We start from the raw sequence: 16,544 nt of genomic DNA, 5'->3' as shown, positions 1-16,544 counted from the left end.
AGCGCCCTGAGGGCGCTGGTTCAAGCTTTTATTCAATAACTGCAGCTTCTATTTCGCTATGGAAGTAGTCGCCATCGTGTGGCCACAGGAAGCTGAAGAAAGGAATAAGCGCCATTGGATTGAAGACATAAGTATTGTCGACAACATCAAACCTGACATCAAAGCTGACTGATGCATCATTAACCACAACATCTTCTGCCCACTGGGCAGCTGCCATGCAGTCTGTGTTAGTAATGTCACAGTTAGTCAACAGGATAGCAAATTGATCTGCCTCCTGAATAATGGCTCCTAAAGTACGAGTTTCAGTCCCCTCAACGTTCTGATCAAAACGGTAGTAACGGACCTGCTCGTTATCAGTGTTGAAATAGCTGTACTCGCGTTGCTCAAACGTCCATACATCAGATTCCGATTCAGTCGTTCGGACAGAATTGAAAGCACCCACACACTGTAGTGCCCCTTCCGTACTGTTACCCGCAGTACCCAGATTTACGTAGTCAAGAGAGTAGGAAAACGTCAGATCTGCAGCGTTATTAAAGTCAGTCGAATCACTGATTTTTACGCCTGTCATGGTCAGGCTCAGATCTTCCCCAACAGGCGTTACCTGATAAGTTCCTGTTGCAGTCAGTGTCTGAAAGTCACTGGAATATGACACATCAAAAAAGCGTGTCTTAGTCGTCTCAGCAACCCCCTCATCCGCTTCTTCGACGGTAACTTCTGTCCATGAATAGCCGTCATCCGTTTCAACCAGTTCAGCATCGTTTCGCCAGTCAGAGGCACAACGGGTAACTTCGTAGAAACCTTCCTCATTTTCAGTGATAACGACCATCTCCCGCCCCTGTTGTTCGGACTGGAACGGATTCGTTGCATCTTCTTCATTCGGAATAGCAGACGTTTGTGAAGAGGTCAGCATCCAGACACCCGCTGGGCTGGTGACCGAAAGTGAGGTATTTACCGCAGGAAGAACCTCCAGCTCGAACGCAGATCGCGCAGGGCCTGCATCACCTGAGTCATCACCTGAGTCATCACCTGAGTCATCACCTGATGGCGACGAGCCGTCATCGGTATCACCAATAGGCTCAACAATCTCTTCAGCTTCTTCCTTCTCACCGTCGTCGTCACCGCCACAGGCCGTCAGTCCGAGAACTGCAATGACTGGGAAAACCAGCCAGAAAGGAGTCTTATTCATATTTTTATCCTGAGCTTCAGTGCTGTAGTAAAGAGTTTCAATACTACTGCGGGTTCCATCACTGCTCAGCACACTACCAGAAATCATCAGGTGTATGCAGGACGAAGTCCGCTCATCCTTTAAACAGACCCGAATAGTCCAATACGTACCAATCCAGAGCGCGCTACCCTGTTCAAGTGAATGAAACTCTGCAAGGATGCAAGCATGAAAACACTCTCCGACTGGCAAACGCCACTTAAACGCACCTTCGGCTTTGAACACCTGCGCGAAGGCCAGCAACCCGTTGTTGAAGCCATTCTCTCCGGGCGTTCTGCAGCTGCGATTTTCCCCACCGGCTCAGGGAAGTCGTTGTGCTACCAACTTCCTGCACTCTTGTTGCCACACCTGACATTAGTGGTATCGCCCCTGCTGGCACTGATGCAAGACCAGGTCGGCTTTCTGCGTAGTAAAGGGATCGCTGCAGCCAGTCTGGACTCCACTCTCAGCCGCGAAGAACTGACTTCTGTCCAGCAGGGCGTTCGCAGCGGTGATGTTAAAATTCTGTTCATCTCTGTAGAACGTTTAAAGAACGAACGTTTTCGCGATTTTATCAGAGGTGTTGCCATCTCATTACTGGTCGTCGACGAAGCCCACTGTATTTCTGAGTGGGGCCATAACTTCCGCCCGGATTATCTGAAACTTCCGCACTGGCGCCGGGAGTTTAATATCCCGCAATCTCTGCTCTTAACCGCAACGGCAACCCAGCCGGTGGTTCAGGACATGCAACGGCACTTTGAAATCTCAGAATCGGATGTCATCAGTACCGGTTTCTATCGGCCAAACCTTCGACTATTAGTCCAGCCCACGGCTGTGCATGAGCGCCTGAACAAATGTGCTCAATGGCTCAATCATCTGGTTAAAAAAGGCGAACCCTTTGGCAGTATTATTTACGTCACACAGCAGAACACAGCGGATGAAGTCGCCAGTCAGCTGAGTAACATGGTGCCAGTCCCGGTGGAGTCGTATCACGCAGGTCTGCCAAGCGAAACACGACAGGGAATTCAACAGCGTTTTATGTCCGGGGCGACACCCTGCATCGTTGCTACCATTGCCTTTGGTATGGGCATCGACAAAAGCAATATCCGTCAGGTACTGCATTACGACCTGCCAAAATCGATAGAAAATTACAGTCAGGAAATCGGACGTGCCGGGCGTGACCGCAAACCTTCTGATTGCGTACTTCTCGCCGACTTGAGTGGTTTAACGGTACTCGAAAACTTCACTTACGGTGATACGCCCACACTCGGCGCGATTAAGCGGTTACTTACTGCAATAAGCACAGATACCGCAGTAAGTAGTTCAGGTTCAGGTCGCTGGGAAACCATGATGCAACCACTGTCGAACCAGACAGACATCCGGCCACTGCCGTTAAAAACATTACTTGTCCATTTAGAAATGGCCGGGCGGGTTATTCCGCTATACAGCTACTACGCCGAATATCGTTTTAAACCAGAATCCGACAGCGCCTTACTGTCTCGGTTTTCAGGTGAACGGCAGGAATTTATTCAGACTCTGCTAAACCACAGTAAAAAAGGACGTACCTGGTACAGCCTCGATATGGATGCCTTAATCCAGAGCCTCGGCCCAGATGCCCGCTCACGCGCAGTCAAAGCCTTAGAGTACTGCTCTGAGCAGCAATGGTTAACACTTGAAATTAAGCAGATGACCGAAGTGTATGAAGTAAAGCCCTGGCAAGTATCCGAGGCCGACGCCATTGCCGATGAACTGCACCAGAGCTTTATGGCACACCAGAACAGCGATATTCAACGCCTTCACAATATGGTGAATCTGTTTCAATCGCAGCAGTGTTTAAGCCGACAACTCGCCGTGTATTTTAATGATCACTCCATGACGCAGGATTGCGGGCACTGTTCCGTCTGTATGGATAAGTGGCAGCCCTGGCCGCAGAACAGTGTCGCTGCAGCCCCAGAACCTTCAGTAATTCAAGGGATGCTGGCTGAGTTTAATCAAGCATATCAGGCAATGTTTAAGCAGATGCCCGAACCTGAAATTCAGACCCGCTTTTTAAGTGGCATGACAAGCCCCTGGCTGACCAAAGTGAAAGCGAAGAAAATTGCGGATTATGCAGCACTGGAGCAAGTGCCGTATGCGGATGTTTTAAAAGCGCTGACTTAATTTGAAGAAGTTAAGACTTCTTCCCTGCATTATCCGCAATACGACGAATCACCCGGGACGCGGCAACAAAACCAAAAGTCCCCGTCACCATCGTGGCAGAGCCAAAACCGCTGTTGCAATCAAGGCGCGTGCTCTCGCCAGCAAAAGCTTTGGTCTGGCACACGGTGCCATCGCTGCTCGGGTAAACCAATTGTTCGGTCGAGAACACACATGGGATGGAGTAATTACGCGAGGCGTTGCGAGAAAACCCGTACTCACGACGCAGTAACGAACGTACTTTACGCGCGAGCGGATCATTAAAAGTTTTATTCAGATCACCGATCTGAATCTGCGTCGGGTCGGTCTGACCACCAGCCGCCCCCGTCGTCACAATACGGATCTTACGACGCTTACAGAACGCAATCAGCGCGGCTTTGTTCTTCACACTGTCGATGCAGTCGATCACGTAATCCATATCCGGCGTGATCTGCTCTTCCAGATTCGACGCCGTGACAAACGCCATACGGGCATCGACGTCAATCTCAGGATTAATATCTCTTAAGCGCTCAGCCACTGCTTCGCACTTCAGCGTACCAACTGAACTGGTCATTGCATGAATCTGGCGATTGGTGTTGGTAACGCAGATATCATCCATATCGATCAGAGTGATCTTGCCCACGCCGGTGCGCGCCAGTGCTTCCGCCGCCCAGCTTCCCACACCACCAATGCCAATCACACAAACGTGCGCATCGTGCAGGCGTTGCAGGCCGTCAGCACCGTATAAACGGCCAATACCACCGAAACGGTCGAGGTAGGATGGGGTCATGGGCAAATTCATCATCATAAAACAGCGCTGATTATATCAGCATATGTGCAGAGGGAGCAGGTGATCAGCGGAAAGCAACACCGTCCGGCGCCCATTGACCGCAAGTTGCGTTGACAGGCCACTATCCTGTCTTAGACTTACACTAATGTTTCCGCTGGTTTCCAGAATGTCCCTGCGTTCGCGCCTTCAACCTGACAATCCACTGATACGACCCAACGTGCGCCAGAGGTCACTGGAGTTCGTGTATCTGCTATTCATAACGTTAACTCTGATAGCCAGCCAGGGCGTGAAAGCGGCAGGAGCAACGTCCTCAGACCCATGCCCTGCCATTGACCTTTCTGATTTTGCTGGCGATACCGACCCTACCACCTCTCTCTGCCTCTACATCGAAGAATCAGGCGCAACGCAGCTGGAAGATGTACTTCACAGTAACATTGAGTGGGTTCGCAACCAGAAAGAAACCGTGAATTTTGGCTATGACCCTTCCACATTCTGGGTCAGGCTTCGGTTGAAGGGGCTCAGCCACCTCCCACCAGACGTATTCCTTCGCCTTGACTATCCGCACCTGGATATCATCGACTTCTATCTTGTGTCCGATGGCAAAGTACACGAACACTACGAATCCGGAGATACGCGCCCATTTTCCCGCCGCCCAGTTGATCATCTTGTCCCCCTCTTTCCGTTGACCGGAAAATATGGTGATCAGGCAGACGTCATCATCCGGCTTGCCAGTAATGGTCCGGTCGTTATCCCCGTCGACATCCGGAGCAAGAGCAGCCTTGATGATGCAGAGAAACCGATTCTGGTCTGGTACGGTGTCTACTTCGGCATTATGGGGATGATGTTGTTCTACAACGCAGTCATTTTCATATTTGTCCGCGAACTGAATTATCTCCTCTACATCATTTACCTTTCGGCCAGCGCCGGGCTTCAGGTAGCTCTGTACGGTCTGGGTTTCCAATACTTATGGCCAGAGTCGACAACCCTTAATAACCTGATGATCCCTCTTCTCACGGCACTTATGCCCTTTGCCGCAATTGCATTTGTCTGGCGATTTATAGGGCTACATCGAATCGGTACCTGGATCGAAAAGATGCTCGGAGGGCTTCTTTATCTTGGATTCAGCGGACTCCTGATCGGTACGTTTGTGCTGCCCTACAGCGTCATAATGAAAGTGGTTTACGTCCTGTCACTGATCGCAATCTCACTCGGGTTTTATGTCGGGGTAAAGTACTGGATAAAAGGCATCAAAGAGGCCAGGATCTTTGCACTTGCCTGGTTTTTCTACCTCTTTTTTGTTGTCTACTACCTTCTCTATATTACGGGCCTAGCGCAGCCCAATATTATCTCAATGCATTCGATAGAAATTGGCTCCATCATCGAAATGACCCTGCTGTCACTTGCTTTTGCAGACCGGCTGAACGTTGAAAAAGAACGTCGTATACAGATGCAGATTGCGTTGAACCAGGATCTCGACAACCTCGTGCAGGCAAGAACCCAGGAGCTGGAAGCGGCCAACGAAAAACTTCATAGAATCAGCATCACGGATGCGCTCACGGGACTCGCCAATCGGAGACACTTTAACTGTCAGTACCGGGAAATGTTCAGCCGCTGTCAGGACGAAGACGTGCCACTCTCTGTTCTGATGTTAGATGTTGACCATTTTAAGGCGATCAATGATAACCACGGTCACGGATTTGGAGATCTGTGCCTGCAAAGGCTTGCGGAAATTATCAGAAACCACATTCCTGATGATGCCGGGATCGCTGCACGTTATGGCGGTGAAGAGTTCATTGCAGCCCTACCGGGAACACCCGAGGGCGATGCCGTCCAGACTGCAGACAATATTCTGCATGAGCTGCGCAGGACAACCATATCCGACGGCCGTACCTGTATTAACATGACCGCGAGTATAGGCGTCTGCACGATTGTTCCTGAGCAGGAAACGCAGATGACTGCTCAACTGAATGAAGCCGACAGACTGCTCTACAAGGCAAAAAACAACGGTAGAAACCAGGTGATTTCAGTCAGCACCGCCTGAGGCACCCTCTGTGTTTTCGTGGAATGCTCAGTAGGTTTCGCCCTGCCTGAAGGTCAGTACCTTACTCTGGAGGATCACCTGTGCTACTCCGTACGTCTCCGTTCATATAAACGAACGGGAATCAGAGATTCACCAACTGAATCCGCGGACTGTCATCCATCAACTGCCGGTACAGCTTATCGACGATCTGAGGGTTACGAACGTCCTGCAGAGTGATGCGCCCCATCATCTGCATAATGAGTTGATTGATGCCGCCCCACCCATCTGAAAGATCACAGGTGTCAGTAATGTCACACACATTGTGATCCTGCGAACATTCGGTCAGCGCAATCGGGCCTTCAAAGGCTTCGACCACGTCGCGCAGGCTGATCTGCACCGGTGAGCGGGCAATACGGTAGCCGCCCTTAACGCCACGCCGGGCAATGACCAGACCGCCGTCGACCAGCGCTTTCATTACCTTGCGCACGGTGGGCACATTCAGGCTGGTCGCCACAGCAATGTCATCCACCGACTGCTGCACCGCGCCCTGTGCAGCGAGATGGTTCAGTACGACGATGCCATAGTCTGTAAGTTTACCGATGCGGAGCATATCTCAGCCTGTTGAGAATCATTGTCAATTCGTCATGCCTGGTGGGCTTTGGTACAATCCTGCCATAAAGCATACCAAGTTGGTATTCTTTGAATACCCGACTAAAACACTCTGTTATTTGGCGCGTTTCTGGTAAACTGTCGCCCTGTAACTAAGCACCAGCTGATGCGAGAGAAGTAGCTATGGCCACCAACGCTGAAATTGAAAGTCAGATCAAAGCGCGCGAATACAAAGCCGGCTTTGTCACCGACATTGAGTCTGAGACCCTTCCACCGGGTCTGAACGAAGATGTTGTGCGCTTTATTTCTGCTAAAAAAGGTGAGCCGGAATGGCTGACCGAATGGCGTTTGAAAGCGTACCGCGAGTGGCTGACTATGCAGGAGCCAGACTGGGCACACCTCGGTTACCCAGAGATCGACTATCAGGAAGTCTCTTACTATTCCGCGCCAAAGAGCATGGCAGATAAGCCTAAGTCTCTCGATGAAGTCGACCCTGAGCTGCTTGAAACCTACAACAAGCTGGGTATTCCACTGCACGAGCAGATGGCACTGGCTGGTATCGCTGTCGACGCGGTCTTTGACTCAGTATCTGTGGCAACAACCTTCCGCGAGAAACTGGAAGAAGCCGGCGTTATCTTTATGCCGATCTCTGAAGCGGTACATAAGTACCCTGAGCTGATCCAGAAATACATGGGCTCAGTCGTTCCTCAACGTGACAACTACTTTGCCGCATTGAACTGCGCCGTATTCTCTGACGGTTCTTTCGTGTACATCCCGAAGGGTGTGCGCTGCCCGATGGAGCTGTCGACCTACTTCCGGATCAACGAAGCGAAAACCGGCCAGTTCGAACGTACTCTGATTGTTGCCGACGAAGGCTCATATGTGAGCTACCTCGAAGGCTGTACCGCGCCGATGCGGGATGAAAACCAGCTGCACGCTGCGGTAGTAGAACTGGTCGCTCTGGACGGCGCTGAAATCAAGTACAGCACCGTACAGAACTGGTACCCAGGCGACGAAAACGGCAAAGGCGGTATCTACAACTTCGTGACCAAGCGCGCAGTTGCTCACACCAACGCCAAAGTCAGCTGGACACAGGTTGAAACTGGTTCTGCCGTTACCTGGAAATACCCAAGCTGTGTTCTTAAAGGCGACAACAGCATTGGCGAATTCTATTCCGTTGCCCTGACCAACAATTATCAGCAGGCCGACACCGGCACCAAGATGATTCACATGGGCAAAAATACTAAGTCGACCATTATTTCGAAAGGTATTTCGGCCGGTAAAAGCCAGAATGCCTACCGCGGTTTAGTACGCATGGGCCCGACGGCAGAAGGCGCACGTAACTTTACCCAGTGCGACTCCCTGCTATTGGGCGATAAGTGTGGTGCTCACACCTTCCCGTACATTGAAAGCAAACACCCAAGCGCTGTTGTAGAACACGAAGCGACCACGTCTACCGTGAGTGACGATCAGTTGTTCCTGTGTCAGCAGCGCGGTATCGATACCGAGAAAGCGGTATCCATGATCGTGAACGGGTTCTGCAAAGAAGTATTCAAAGAGTTGCCGATGGAGTTTGCCGTAGAAGCAGGAAAGCTGCTCGAGATTTCACTCGAAGGCTCTGTGGGCTAATTCTGGCCTATTGCGCTCTGGATTGCGGTGTTAAAACCTCGCTCAGAATGCTCATTTACTACTTGTAAACTGCGCTTCTTCACTCGGTTTTGCCTTGCACTCCATTCGCTCATGACGCCCAGAACTGTAGTCATGCGAACACCCTTTTGGGTGAACAAATTGTAAGGGAGATCGGAAGAATTTTAGGCTGGCGTCTGTGCCATGGATGGCACAGCCGAGCGTACAGGGATGTATCTACCGCGACCAGCCGGACTTCTTCCGATCTACCGAAAAATCAAAATTTGAAAATTGAACACTAACCGTCTGCCACCAGACAAAAGGTTAAAGAAATGATCGAGATTAAAGACCTCAAGGCCCGCGTTGAAGAAAAAGAAATCCTCAAAGGCCTGAACCTGAACATCGGCCCGGGCGAAGTACATGCCATCATGGGTCCGAACGGTGCAGGTAAAAGTACCCTGGGTAACGTACTGGCGGGTCGTGAAGGCTATGAAGTGACTGGCGGTTCTGCCACGCTGAATGGCAAAGATATTCTTGATCTTGATCCAGAAGAGCGGGCACGCGAAGGTCTGTTTCTGGCATTCCAGTATCCGGTCGAAATCCCTGGCGTATCGAACCTCGAATTCCTGAAAGCGTCTGTTGATGCCGTGCGTGAGCAGCAAGGTAAGCCTGCGCTGGATTCTGTTCAGTTTCTGAAGCTGGCACGTGAAAAGTGCAAAGCCGTTAACCTTGATCAGAGCTTCCTCAAGCGTGGCGTTAACGAAGGTTTTTCTGGTGGCGAGAAAAAGCGCAACGAGCTGATGCAGATGATGCTGCTGGAGCCAAGCCTGTGCATTCTCGATGAAACCGACTCTGGTCTGGATATTGATGCCCTGCAGGTGGTTGCAGAAGGCGTAAACGCGATGCGCGACGAAAACCGTAGCTTCATCGTAGTAACCCACTACCAGCGTCTGCTCGACTACATCGTGCCTGACTACGTTCACGTTCTGGCGAATGGCCGCATCGTGAAATCCGGCGGTAAAGAACTGGCGCTGGAGCTGGAAGAAAAAGGCTACGGCTGGCTGGAAAACGGTAACGGAAACGGAGCTGAGTGAGATGGCCGCCGAATTTATTACCAAGCAGCTTGAGCTCGCCAAGAGCGTCAGCTCGCTGACCTGGCTCGGTGCGATTAACGAGCGTGGCCAGCGGGCATTCGCTGAAGCGACTGTACCGACACGTAAAACCGAAGCCTGGAAATACACCTCGCTGTACAACCTGACTGAAACCGGTTTTGCCAATGCAGCACCCGCTGCACAGGCGCATGCTGATGTCATCCCTGGGTTGCAAGCACTGCGTATTGTTGTCGCTAACGGCGAACTCGATACCGCTGCGTCAGATGCTGCCGCACTGGAACTGGTCGTACGTTTCCGTGATGCCCGCCCTGAACAACAGGAAGCCATCCGCGCGTTACTGGGTGAAGTAAAAGCGGATCGTGGCCACCTCTTTGCCGACCTTAACGATGCCAGCATCAACGATGGTCTGTTCGTACTGGTTGAAAAAAATCAGCGCCTCGAACACCCACTGCACATTGTTTACGCCAATACATCAGGGGACGAAGCCTTTACGGTGAATACCCGATTGCTGATCGCTCTTGAGCAGGGTGCAGAAGCGACTGTGATTGAGCACTACTCGGGTGACGACACCGAAGCTGGTAAGCAGAACAACTTCACCAACGCCGTGACCGAAATCCGCGTGGGTGATAACGCTAAACTGGTGCACTACCGTCTGCAGTTAATGGCCGAGTCTGCTTTCCATATTGGCGGCACCTTTATCGACCTGCAACGTGATGCCCGCTACGAAGGCTTTCATTTAGGCATGGGCACTACCCTCACCCGCAACGATGTGGTCGTGAACCACAATGTGGGTGGATCGCACTGCCAGATGAATGGTGTATACGTTCCGCAGAACCAACAAGTTGTCGATTTTCATACCTGCGTTGAGCACAAAGTGGCGCACTGCACCACCGATGAAGTGTTCCGCGGCATCATGAACGACAAAGCGAAAGCGATTTTTAACGGCCGTATTCATATTCATCCGGACGCACAGAAAACGCTGGCAGAACTGAGCAACAAAAACCTGCTGCTGACCAACACCGCTGAGATTAACACCAAGCCTGAGCTTGAGATCTACGCCGACGACGTTCAGTGTGCCCACGGTGCCACTGTCGCTCAGTTGGAAGAAAAAGCGCGCTTCTACCTGCAAAGCCGTGGCATCAGTGCCGCAGAAGCAGAAGTCATGCTGAGCTTTGGTTTTATCAACGAATTATTAAATGACCTTAACGACGAGGCCGTTGGCTTGTGGCTGCGCCCGCAACTGGCAAAACGTTTTGGTCGTGAAGATACTCTGTCTGCGCAACTCACCGGAGAGCTGTAAGAATGACTCAGGCGATTAATGAGATCCGTGCACAATTTCCAGCGCTTAACCAAGACGTTAACGGCAAGCCGCTGGTGTATCTGGATAACGGAGCGACCACACAGAAACCGCAATCTGTAATCGACGCTCTGAGTGATTACTATCGCCTGAATAACTCGAACGTTCACCGTGGTGCGCACACACTGAGCGACCGCGCGACTCAGCACTTTGAAGACGCACGCAAAACCTTGCAGGCATTTTTAAACGCCAATAAAGCCGAAGAGATTGTCTGGACGCGTGGCACCACGGAATCAATTAACCTGGTGGCTGCCACCTGGGGGCGCCAGCATATTCAGGCCGGTGACGAGATTCTTGTCACCGGTATGGAGCACCATTCCAACATCGTGCCATGGCAGATGCTGTGTCAGCAGACTGGAGCGACGTTACGCCCGATTCCAGTCAAAGATACCGGCGAACTGGACATGGAGGCCTTCGCCTCGATGCTCAGCGACAAAGTAAAATTTGTCTCGGTCGTGCATGTATCCAATGCGCTGGGCACCATTAACCCCGTGGAAGACATCATTAAGATGGCTCACGAAGTCGGTGCCAAAGTGCTGGTCGACGGTGCTCAGGCCGTATCGCACTGGAACGTCGATGTGCAGGCGCTGGATGCTGATTTTTACGCTTTTTCTGGTCACAAACTGTTTGGCCCGACCGGTATCGGCGTGCTGTACGGCAAAGAAGAATTACTGAACGCCATGCCGCCATATCAGGGCGGTGGCGAAATGATTGAGCACTGCTCATTCGACGGTACAACGTACAACGTGTTGCCATATAAATTTGAAGCGGGTACGCCGAACATTGCCGGTGCCATTGGTTTAGCCGCCGCGGTGAACTACCTGAATGGTCTGGATCGTGTTGCTCTGGAGCATCATGAAAACGCCCTGCTCGTGCGTGCCAACGAACTGGCCGATCAGATTGGCGGCATCCGTAAAGTCGGCACCGCACCGAAGAAAGCCAGCGTGTTCAGCTTCCTGCTGGATGGTGCGCACCCGGCTGATGTTGGCACCCTGCTCGACCAGCAAGGTATTGCCGTGCGCACTGGTCACCACTGCGCCATGCCGATAATGAACCAGTTTAATATTCCGGGTACCGTGCGTGCATCGTTCAGTTTTTACAACACTATGGACGATGTCGAGCGCCTGTTTGCCGGGCTCGAAAAAGCCAAGATGTTTTTGCTCTGAGGTAATCCGATTATGAGTATCGAAACATACGATCCAAATGCAAAAGCTGACGTCTCAATGACCGAAGCGGCGATTGTCCATGTGCGCAAACAGCTGAAGAAAAACCCGGATATGGCCGGTATTCGTCTAGGCGTAAAAAAGAGCGGCTGCTCTGGTTTTAAATACGACGTGGAGTTTGTGACCGGTGCTGATGAGGGCGACGACGCGATTCAGGTGGCGGATGACGTGACTCTGTTTGTTGCCGCCGATGCGCGCGCTTACGTGCGTGGTACTGAGATCGACTTTACGCGTGAGGGGTTGAATAGCACCATTAAGTTCAATAATCCGAATGCGAAGGATCTATGCGGCTGCGGCGAAAGCTTCAGCGTATAAAGCTACTTGCGTTGTTGCTTCCGAATTTTTATTACGCTGGATTTCCGCCTTCGCGGAAATGACATACGCCCATCGATCAATAAGCGCCCAATATCTGTCACTCCCGCGCAGGCGGGAGTCCATTCGCTTTAGCAGGCCTACTCCACTGCAACAGTATTAAGCCCTTCCCGCTTTCCTGATAAACTATCGTCTCTTTCAACGTTACCAGGTTCTGTCCATGTCCATCGAACGCCGTATGGTTGTCGCTCACGAAAACTGCCCAGCCCGTATGGTGCCATCTGGCACGCCTACTGTGATTCATGCAGGCACCTTCGTGACCATCAATCAGGCACTTGGTGGTAACTACACGGTGACGGTTAATGGCAACATGATGCGTGTCGACGGTACTGATGCCGCAGCATTAGGTCTCGAAGCGGAAGAAATCGTTTTTGAGCCGCACGACGATGGCGTCGTTCGTGAAGAGCAGGTCCGCCAGGCTCTGAAAACCATCTTTGATCCCGAGATTCCTATCAATCTGCTGGATCTTGGTCTTATCTACGGAATCGATATCAATGATTCTGCAGTGACTATCCGGATGACACTGACAGCCCCGACCTGCGGTATGGGCCCAGTCCTTATTTCAGATGTGAAATACCGTGTCGCAAAAGTCCCTAATGTCACTTCTGTCGAAGTCGAGCTCGTGTTCGATCCGCCATGGAGTCGCGACATGATGACCGAGGAAGCGCAGCTCGAGGCAGGATTGTTCTTCTGAATTCTTGTTCAACGTGCTGGGAGTTGTGGATTTATTGAGCCACAAGACGTATAGTTTTGAGCAAATTACAACAATAATAACAGCGTCTGATCAGACACGAGTGCCCCATGAATCAGCCTTATTTTGAGGCCATCACTGATGCCCTGCACAACGCTGGCATCTGTACGCCGACTCTGGTGCTGGATAAGGAACGTCTGGACCGCAACATTGATCACCTGATTGATGTGCTGAACAAAGGATTCGACTACCGGCTTATTACCAAGTCGCTGCCTTCAGTTCCCCTGTTGCAGTATGTTATGCGCCGGACGGGAACACAGCGCCTGATGTGTACCCACCTGCCCTTTCTCAAGCAGCTTGTAAGCCATGTTCCTTCTGCTGACATTCTGATGGGTAAGCCGTTTCCTATCCGCGCGGTCAGGCATTTTTACGACTGGCATCAGCAACAGAACGCCTGTGCCTGTTTCGCCCCAGAAATGCAGCTGCAGTGGCTGATTGACTCTCCTGAGCGGCTTCAGGACTACGAAACCTTTGCCAGTGAGCGCAACCTTAATCTCCGTATCAGTCTGGAGCTGGATGTTGGCCTGCACCGTGGTGGTTTCCGCCGCAGCTCGGATCTGGTTGAGGCCGTCAATTTTATCGGTCGCTCCCGCCATCTGACGTTAACCAGTCTGATGGGCTACGAAGCGCACATTCCGAAAATGCCGGGATATCTGGGAGGGCCAGCGAAAGCCTTTGCGGACGCTAAAGGGCGCTATCTGAATTTTATCCGGGCCATCGAAGACGAACTGGGCAGTGAAGCACTACTCCAGTTAACGCTCAACACAGGCAGCAGCACCACTTACAGTCTGTATTCAGAAAGTAGTCACGCTTCTGAAATCTCAGCCGGTGCCGCTCTGATCAAGCCGTTGTCACTGGATATCACGGATGATGAAGAGCGCCAGCCGTCTGCATTCATTGCCGCCCCGGTACTGAGAAAAGTCAGCAAGCCGGAAGTCCCTCTCTCGCCCGCACTCTCTGCATTATGCCGTGCGATTGGAATTCTCCCCCGGAATGCGGCCTATATATACGGGGGTAACTGGATTGCGCAGCCCTGCTATCCGGAGGGAGCGCAACGGGTAAGGCTTCATGGCCGGTCCAGCAATCAGGAGCTCTATGGACTGACTGCAGGCACGCGTTTAGGTGAGGATGATTTTCTGTTCTTCCGACCGCGTCACACCGCGGCCGTATTCCAGCAGTTTGGTCAGATTGCAGTCTATGACAATGGCAGAATTACTGACTGGTGGCCGGTATACAGAGAGCAGGAAGGACAATCCACTCCGCTGGAGTCCTCCCGACGTCTGACCATCGTCTGATCAGTGACCGGCTGGCCCAAGATCAAAGCGCGCGGCCTGAGCTTTCAGGTCGGCTGCCAGCTCACGCTGCTCTTTTGCCGTTTTCCGCATAAAGTCACCCGTTGCCGCAGTGTGCCGCGAAATATCGTGAATGCTGGAAATACTACGGGACACTTCCTGATTCGTCTGAACCTGCTCTTCCGCGGCAGCCGCCACCTGATCTGACATGTCGCGGATCTCAGTGACCGCATCGCGGATATTACTCAGCTCCTGGCTCAATGTGTCAGCGAGCTGAACCGTTTCATCGACTGACTTCTGAGACTCATCCACAGCGTTAAACGCGGAGCGTGCCTCTTTCTGGAATTTCCCTACGATCTGTTCGATTTCTGCGGTTGAATCCTGGGTACGCTGGGCGAGAGTCCGCACTTCGTCAGCCACCACAGCAAAACCGCGGCCCTGTTCGCCTGCCCGTGCGGCTTCGATCGCGGCATTAAGAGCCAGTAAGTTTGTCTGTTCGGCAATGGCCTTGATCACACTCAGCACACCACCAATCGAGTCGCTGCTGTCATGCAGCTCTTTAATCGCACGGGAGACGTTAGCCATACTGTCGTTAAGGCTGGCAATCCGCTCAACGCTGTTCTGCACAACCACACCACTTTTACGGATCACTCCATTCGCAATATCAGAGCGGTCTGCCATGGTCTGGATGTTACTGGCAATCTCACGGGTCGCCTGCTCTAACTCAGTAACCGCGGTGACAATAGAGCCGGTCTCGTCCTGCTGCTGAACCATCCCCTTGGTACTCAGTGAAATGGTCACATGATTCTGCATTGCGATCAGTGTCAGGTGCTGCGAAATATTCTCAATACTTCGTACCATACCCGCAAATTCTGCCTGCATATGATTAAAGTCTGCTGCTGCTCTGCCCAACTCATCTTCTGAAAACACCTTAGCTGGCTCATGCAGATTAAAGTCATTAGCCATACGACGCACCGCTTTGGACAACGCAGAGATCTGACTGAGCAGGCCTTTAAGAATCCCGACAGTAATCACCACAGCGCCAATAATGATCGCCAGTGTCATGATCAGGATCATAGTGAAACGACTTTCCGCCGCATTCAGCGCCTGAGTCGCCTGATTAACCAGCCCGGTACTCAAAGTATCTTCCATGGCCTTCAGCGCATTGATCCGGGTAGTCGCCTTGCGGAACCAGTCAGCGGCAGCAACGCCAAAACCACCCGTCTCAGCCCGCTGCTCAGCGAGTTCACGCAGCGCGACGACATCCTTGTGGGCGGAAGATTGCAGGAACTGATTATATTCAGCAGCTTCCCCAGCCCGGGAAAAAGCAACGAAACTGCCAAGATAGGCATCCTGCTCAGACACCAGCCGGACAAAGCGTGTATGCAGACCGGGGGCGAACCTGTCTGCTCCGAAAGCGTTCGATAATACTGCCCGCTCAATGCCAGAACGTTCTTTACCCTGCAGAAAGCTGTAGTAGGCCTGAAGGCGACGCGAGAGATCGGAATCATTGGTGTACAGGGTGGCTTTGGCTGGCACAGCCAGAAGATGAGCAATGTTCGTAGTGTAAAAGCCAAGGGTATCTTTGAGTGACGTGGTCTGATCGCTCACACCTGAGCGTATCTGTGCCAGACGCTGGAAACCATCCCGCGCATTTTCAACGAGAATTTTCACATCCGGATAGCCACTGAAATCATGGGTGGTGACATACTCATTCCAGGCATTGAGACGATCGTCCGCCAGGCGTCGCTGCCCCGGTAATGCATCTCCAAAAGCAGCGCCTTTACTCCCCAGATAACCGGCTGACATGCCCCGCTCTTTCTGCAGTTCATGCGCCAGAGCGCTATTCAGTTGAGTTATCTCAACCAGAACTTTGACCGACTCATATCCACTGATGTCCTCACCCGCTTCCTGCAGGTTACGCAGGTCAGTGAGCAGCAGTGCGATAACAGGGGGGAGTACCAGCAAAAACAGCTTATCGCGGATACTCAGTCGTGACAGGAATTTCATACATTT

The 16,544-nt window shown here is 51.9% G+C and carries 13 protein-coding genes; 9 read left to right on the top strand and 4 right to left on the bottom strand.

The features are described from left to right. Window positions 1-28: 28 nt before the first annotated feature. Window positions 29-1,186 carry a hypothetical protein gene (locus Q1L85_RS12830; RefSeq protein WP_300425317.1) on the bottom strand — a complete coding sequence of 386 codons (1,158 nt, stop codon included), beginning with the start codon at window positions 1,184-1,186 and terminating at the stop codon, window positions 29-31. Between the two features lie 204 nt (window positions 1,187-1,390). Between Q1L85_RS12830 and Q1L85_RS12825 the strand changes: the two genes are divergently transcribed. Continuing rightward, window positions 1,391-3,361, top strand: a complete 1,971-nt coding sequence (locus Q1L85_RS12825) for an ATP-dependent DNA helicase RecQ (protein ID WP_300425315.1) — start codon at window positions 1,391-1,393, stop codon at window positions 3,359-3,361. Window positions 3,362-3,371: 10 nt separating this feature from the next. On the opposite strand, the gene tcdA is transcribed toward Q1L85_RS12825, so the two are convergent. Further along, window positions 3,372-4,166, bottom strand: coding sequence for a tRNA cyclic N6-threonylcarbamoyladenosine(37) synthase TcdA (gene tcdA, locus Q1L85_RS12820; protein ID WP_300425313.1), 795 nt, complete (start codon window positions 4,164-4,166; stop codon window positions 3,372-3,374). 166 nt (window positions 4,167-4,332) lie between these two features. On the opposite strand from tcdA, the gene Q1L85_RS12815 reads away from it, so the two are divergent. Continuing rightward, window positions 4,333-6,207, top strand: a complete 1,875-nt coding sequence (locus Q1L85_RS12815) for a diguanylate cyclase (protein WP_300425311.1) — start codon at window positions 4,333-4,335, stop codon at window positions 6,205-6,207. Between the two features lie 121 nt (window positions 6,208-6,328). Here the strand turns inward: Q1L85_RS12815 and Q1L85_RS12810 are convergent, their stop codons facing one another. Further along, a complete protein-coding gene (locus tag Q1L85_RS12810) occupies window positions 6,329-6,796 on the bottom strand; it encodes an SUF system Fe-S cluster assembly regulator (protein ID WP_300425309.1) in 468 nt (155 codons plus the stop codon). Window positions 6,797-6,978: 182 nt separating this feature from the next. Between Q1L85_RS12810 and sufB the strand changes: the two genes are divergently transcribed. The 7 genes from sufB (at window position 6,979) to Q1L85_RS12775 (ending at window position 14,531) form a co-directional block, all read left to right on the top strand. After that, entirely contained in the window at window positions 6,979-8,424 is a 1,446-nt protein-coding gene (gene sufB, locus Q1L85_RS12805) for a Fe-S cluster assembly protein SufB (protein WP_300425307.1), read from the top strand. Window positions 8,425-8,753: 329 nt separating this feature from the next. Next, window positions 8,754-9,515, top strand: a complete 762-nt coding sequence (gene sufC / locus Q1L85_RS12800; protein ID WP_300425305.1) for a Fe-S cluster assembly ATPase SufC — start codon at window positions 8,754-8,756, stop codon at window positions 9,513-9,515. A 1-nt stretch (window position 9,516) separates the two neighbouring features. Next, window positions 9,517-10,833 carry a Fe-S cluster assembly protein SufD gene (sufD, locus tag Q1L85_RS12795; RefSeq protein WP_300425303.1) on the top strand — a complete coding sequence of 439 codons (1,317 nt, stop codon included), beginning with the start codon at window positions 9,517-9,519 and terminating at the stop codon, window positions 10,831-10,833. A gap of 2 nt (window positions 10,834-10,835) precedes the next feature. Beyond that, entirely contained in the window at window positions 10,836-12,056 is a 1,221-nt protein-coding gene (locus Q1L85_RS12790; protein WP_300433344.1) for a cysteine desulfurase, read from the top strand. Window positions 12,057-12,068: 12 nt separating this feature from the next. Continuing rightward, on the top strand, window positions 12,069-12,428 hold the full coding sequence (locus Q1L85_RS12785; protein ID WP_300428448.1) for an iron-sulfur cluster assembly accessory protein: 360 nt from the start codon (window positions 12,069-12,071) through the stop codon (window positions 12,426-12,428). A gap of 217 nt (window positions 12,429-12,645) precedes the next feature. Further along, window positions 12,646-13,179, top strand: coding sequence for a putative Fe-S cluster assembly protein SufT (sufT, locus tag Q1L85_RS12780; RefSeq protein WP_300428449.1), 534 nt, complete (start codon window positions 12,646-12,648; stop codon window positions 13,177-13,179). A gap of 107 nt (window positions 13,180-13,286) precedes the next feature. Beyond that, on the top strand, window positions 13,287-14,531 hold the full coding sequence (locus Q1L85_RS12775) for an alanine racemase (protein WP_300428451.1): 1,245 nt from the start codon (window positions 13,287-13,289) through the stop codon (window positions 14,529-14,531). Here Q1L85_RS12775 and Q1L85_RS12770 read toward each other — a convergent pair whose 3' ends face one another. Then, window positions 14,532-16,538: a methyl-accepting chemotaxis protein gene (locus Q1L85_RS12770; RefSeq protein WP_300428452.1), complete on the bottom strand. Its 2,007-nt coding sequence runs from the start codon at window positions 16,536-16,538 to the stop codon at window positions 14,532-14,534. Window positions 16,539-16,544 lie beyond the last annotated feature (6 nt).

The organism is uncultured Thalassolituus sp. (assembly GCF_950066645.1).
Lineage (GTDB): Bacteria > Pseudomonadota > Gammaproteobacteria > Pseudomonadales > Oceanobacteraceae > Thalassolituus.
The sequence above is the reverse complement of the archived record's forward strand: the minus strand, read 5'-3'. Positions and strand labels throughout refer to the sequence as shown.

Coding starts and splice junctions, on each gene's coding strand:
- sufB (WP_300425307.1), top strand. CDS start 6,979: ATGGCCACCAACGCTGAAATTGAAAGTCAGATCAAAGCGCGCGAATAC.
- Q1L85_RS12815 (WP_300425311.1), top strand. CDS start 4,333: ATGTCCCTGCGTTCGCGCCTTCAACCTGACAATCCACTGATACGACCC.
- Q1L85_RS12775 (WP_300428451.1), top strand. CDS start 13,287: ATGAATCAGCCTTATTTTGAGGCCATCACTGATGCCCTGCACAACGCT.
- sufC (WP_300425305.1), top strand. CDS start 8,754: ATGATCGAGATTAAAGACCTCAAGGCCCGCGTTGAAGAAAAAGAAATC.
- Q1L85_RS12785 (WP_300428448.1), top strand. CDS start 12,069: ATGAGTATCGAAACATACGATCCAAATGCAAAAGCTGACGTCTCAATG.
- tcdA (WP_300425313.1), bottom strand. CDS start 4,166: ATGACCCCATCCTACCTCGACCGTTTCGGTGGTATTGGCCGTTTATAC.
- Q1L85_RS12810 (WP_300425309.1), bottom strand. CDS start 6,796: ATGCTCCGCATCGGTAAACTTACAGACTATGGCATCGTCGTACTGAAC.
- Q1L85_RS12770 (WP_300428452.1), bottom strand. CDS start 16,538: ATGAAATTCCTGTCACGACTGAGTATCCGCGATAAGCTGTTTTTGCTG.
- sufD (WP_300425303.1), top strand. CDS start 9,517: ATGGCCGCCGAATTTATTACCAAGCAGCTTGAGCTCGCCAAGAGCGTC.
- Q1L85_RS12830 (WP_300425317.1), bottom strand. CDS start 1,186: ATGAATAAGACTCCTTTCTGGCTGGTTTTCCCAGTCATTGCAGTTCTC.
- Q1L85_RS12825 (WP_300425315.1), top strand. CDS start 1,391: ATGAAAACACTCTCCGACTGGCAAACGCCACTTAAACGCACCTTCGGC.
- Q1L85_RS12790 (WP_300433344.1), top strand. CDS start 10,836: ATGACTCAGGCGATTAATGAGATCCGTGCACAATTTCCAGCGCTTAAC.
- sufT (WP_300428449.1), top strand. CDS start 12,646: ATGTCCATCGAACGCCGTATGGTTGTCGCTCACGAAAACTGCCCAGCC.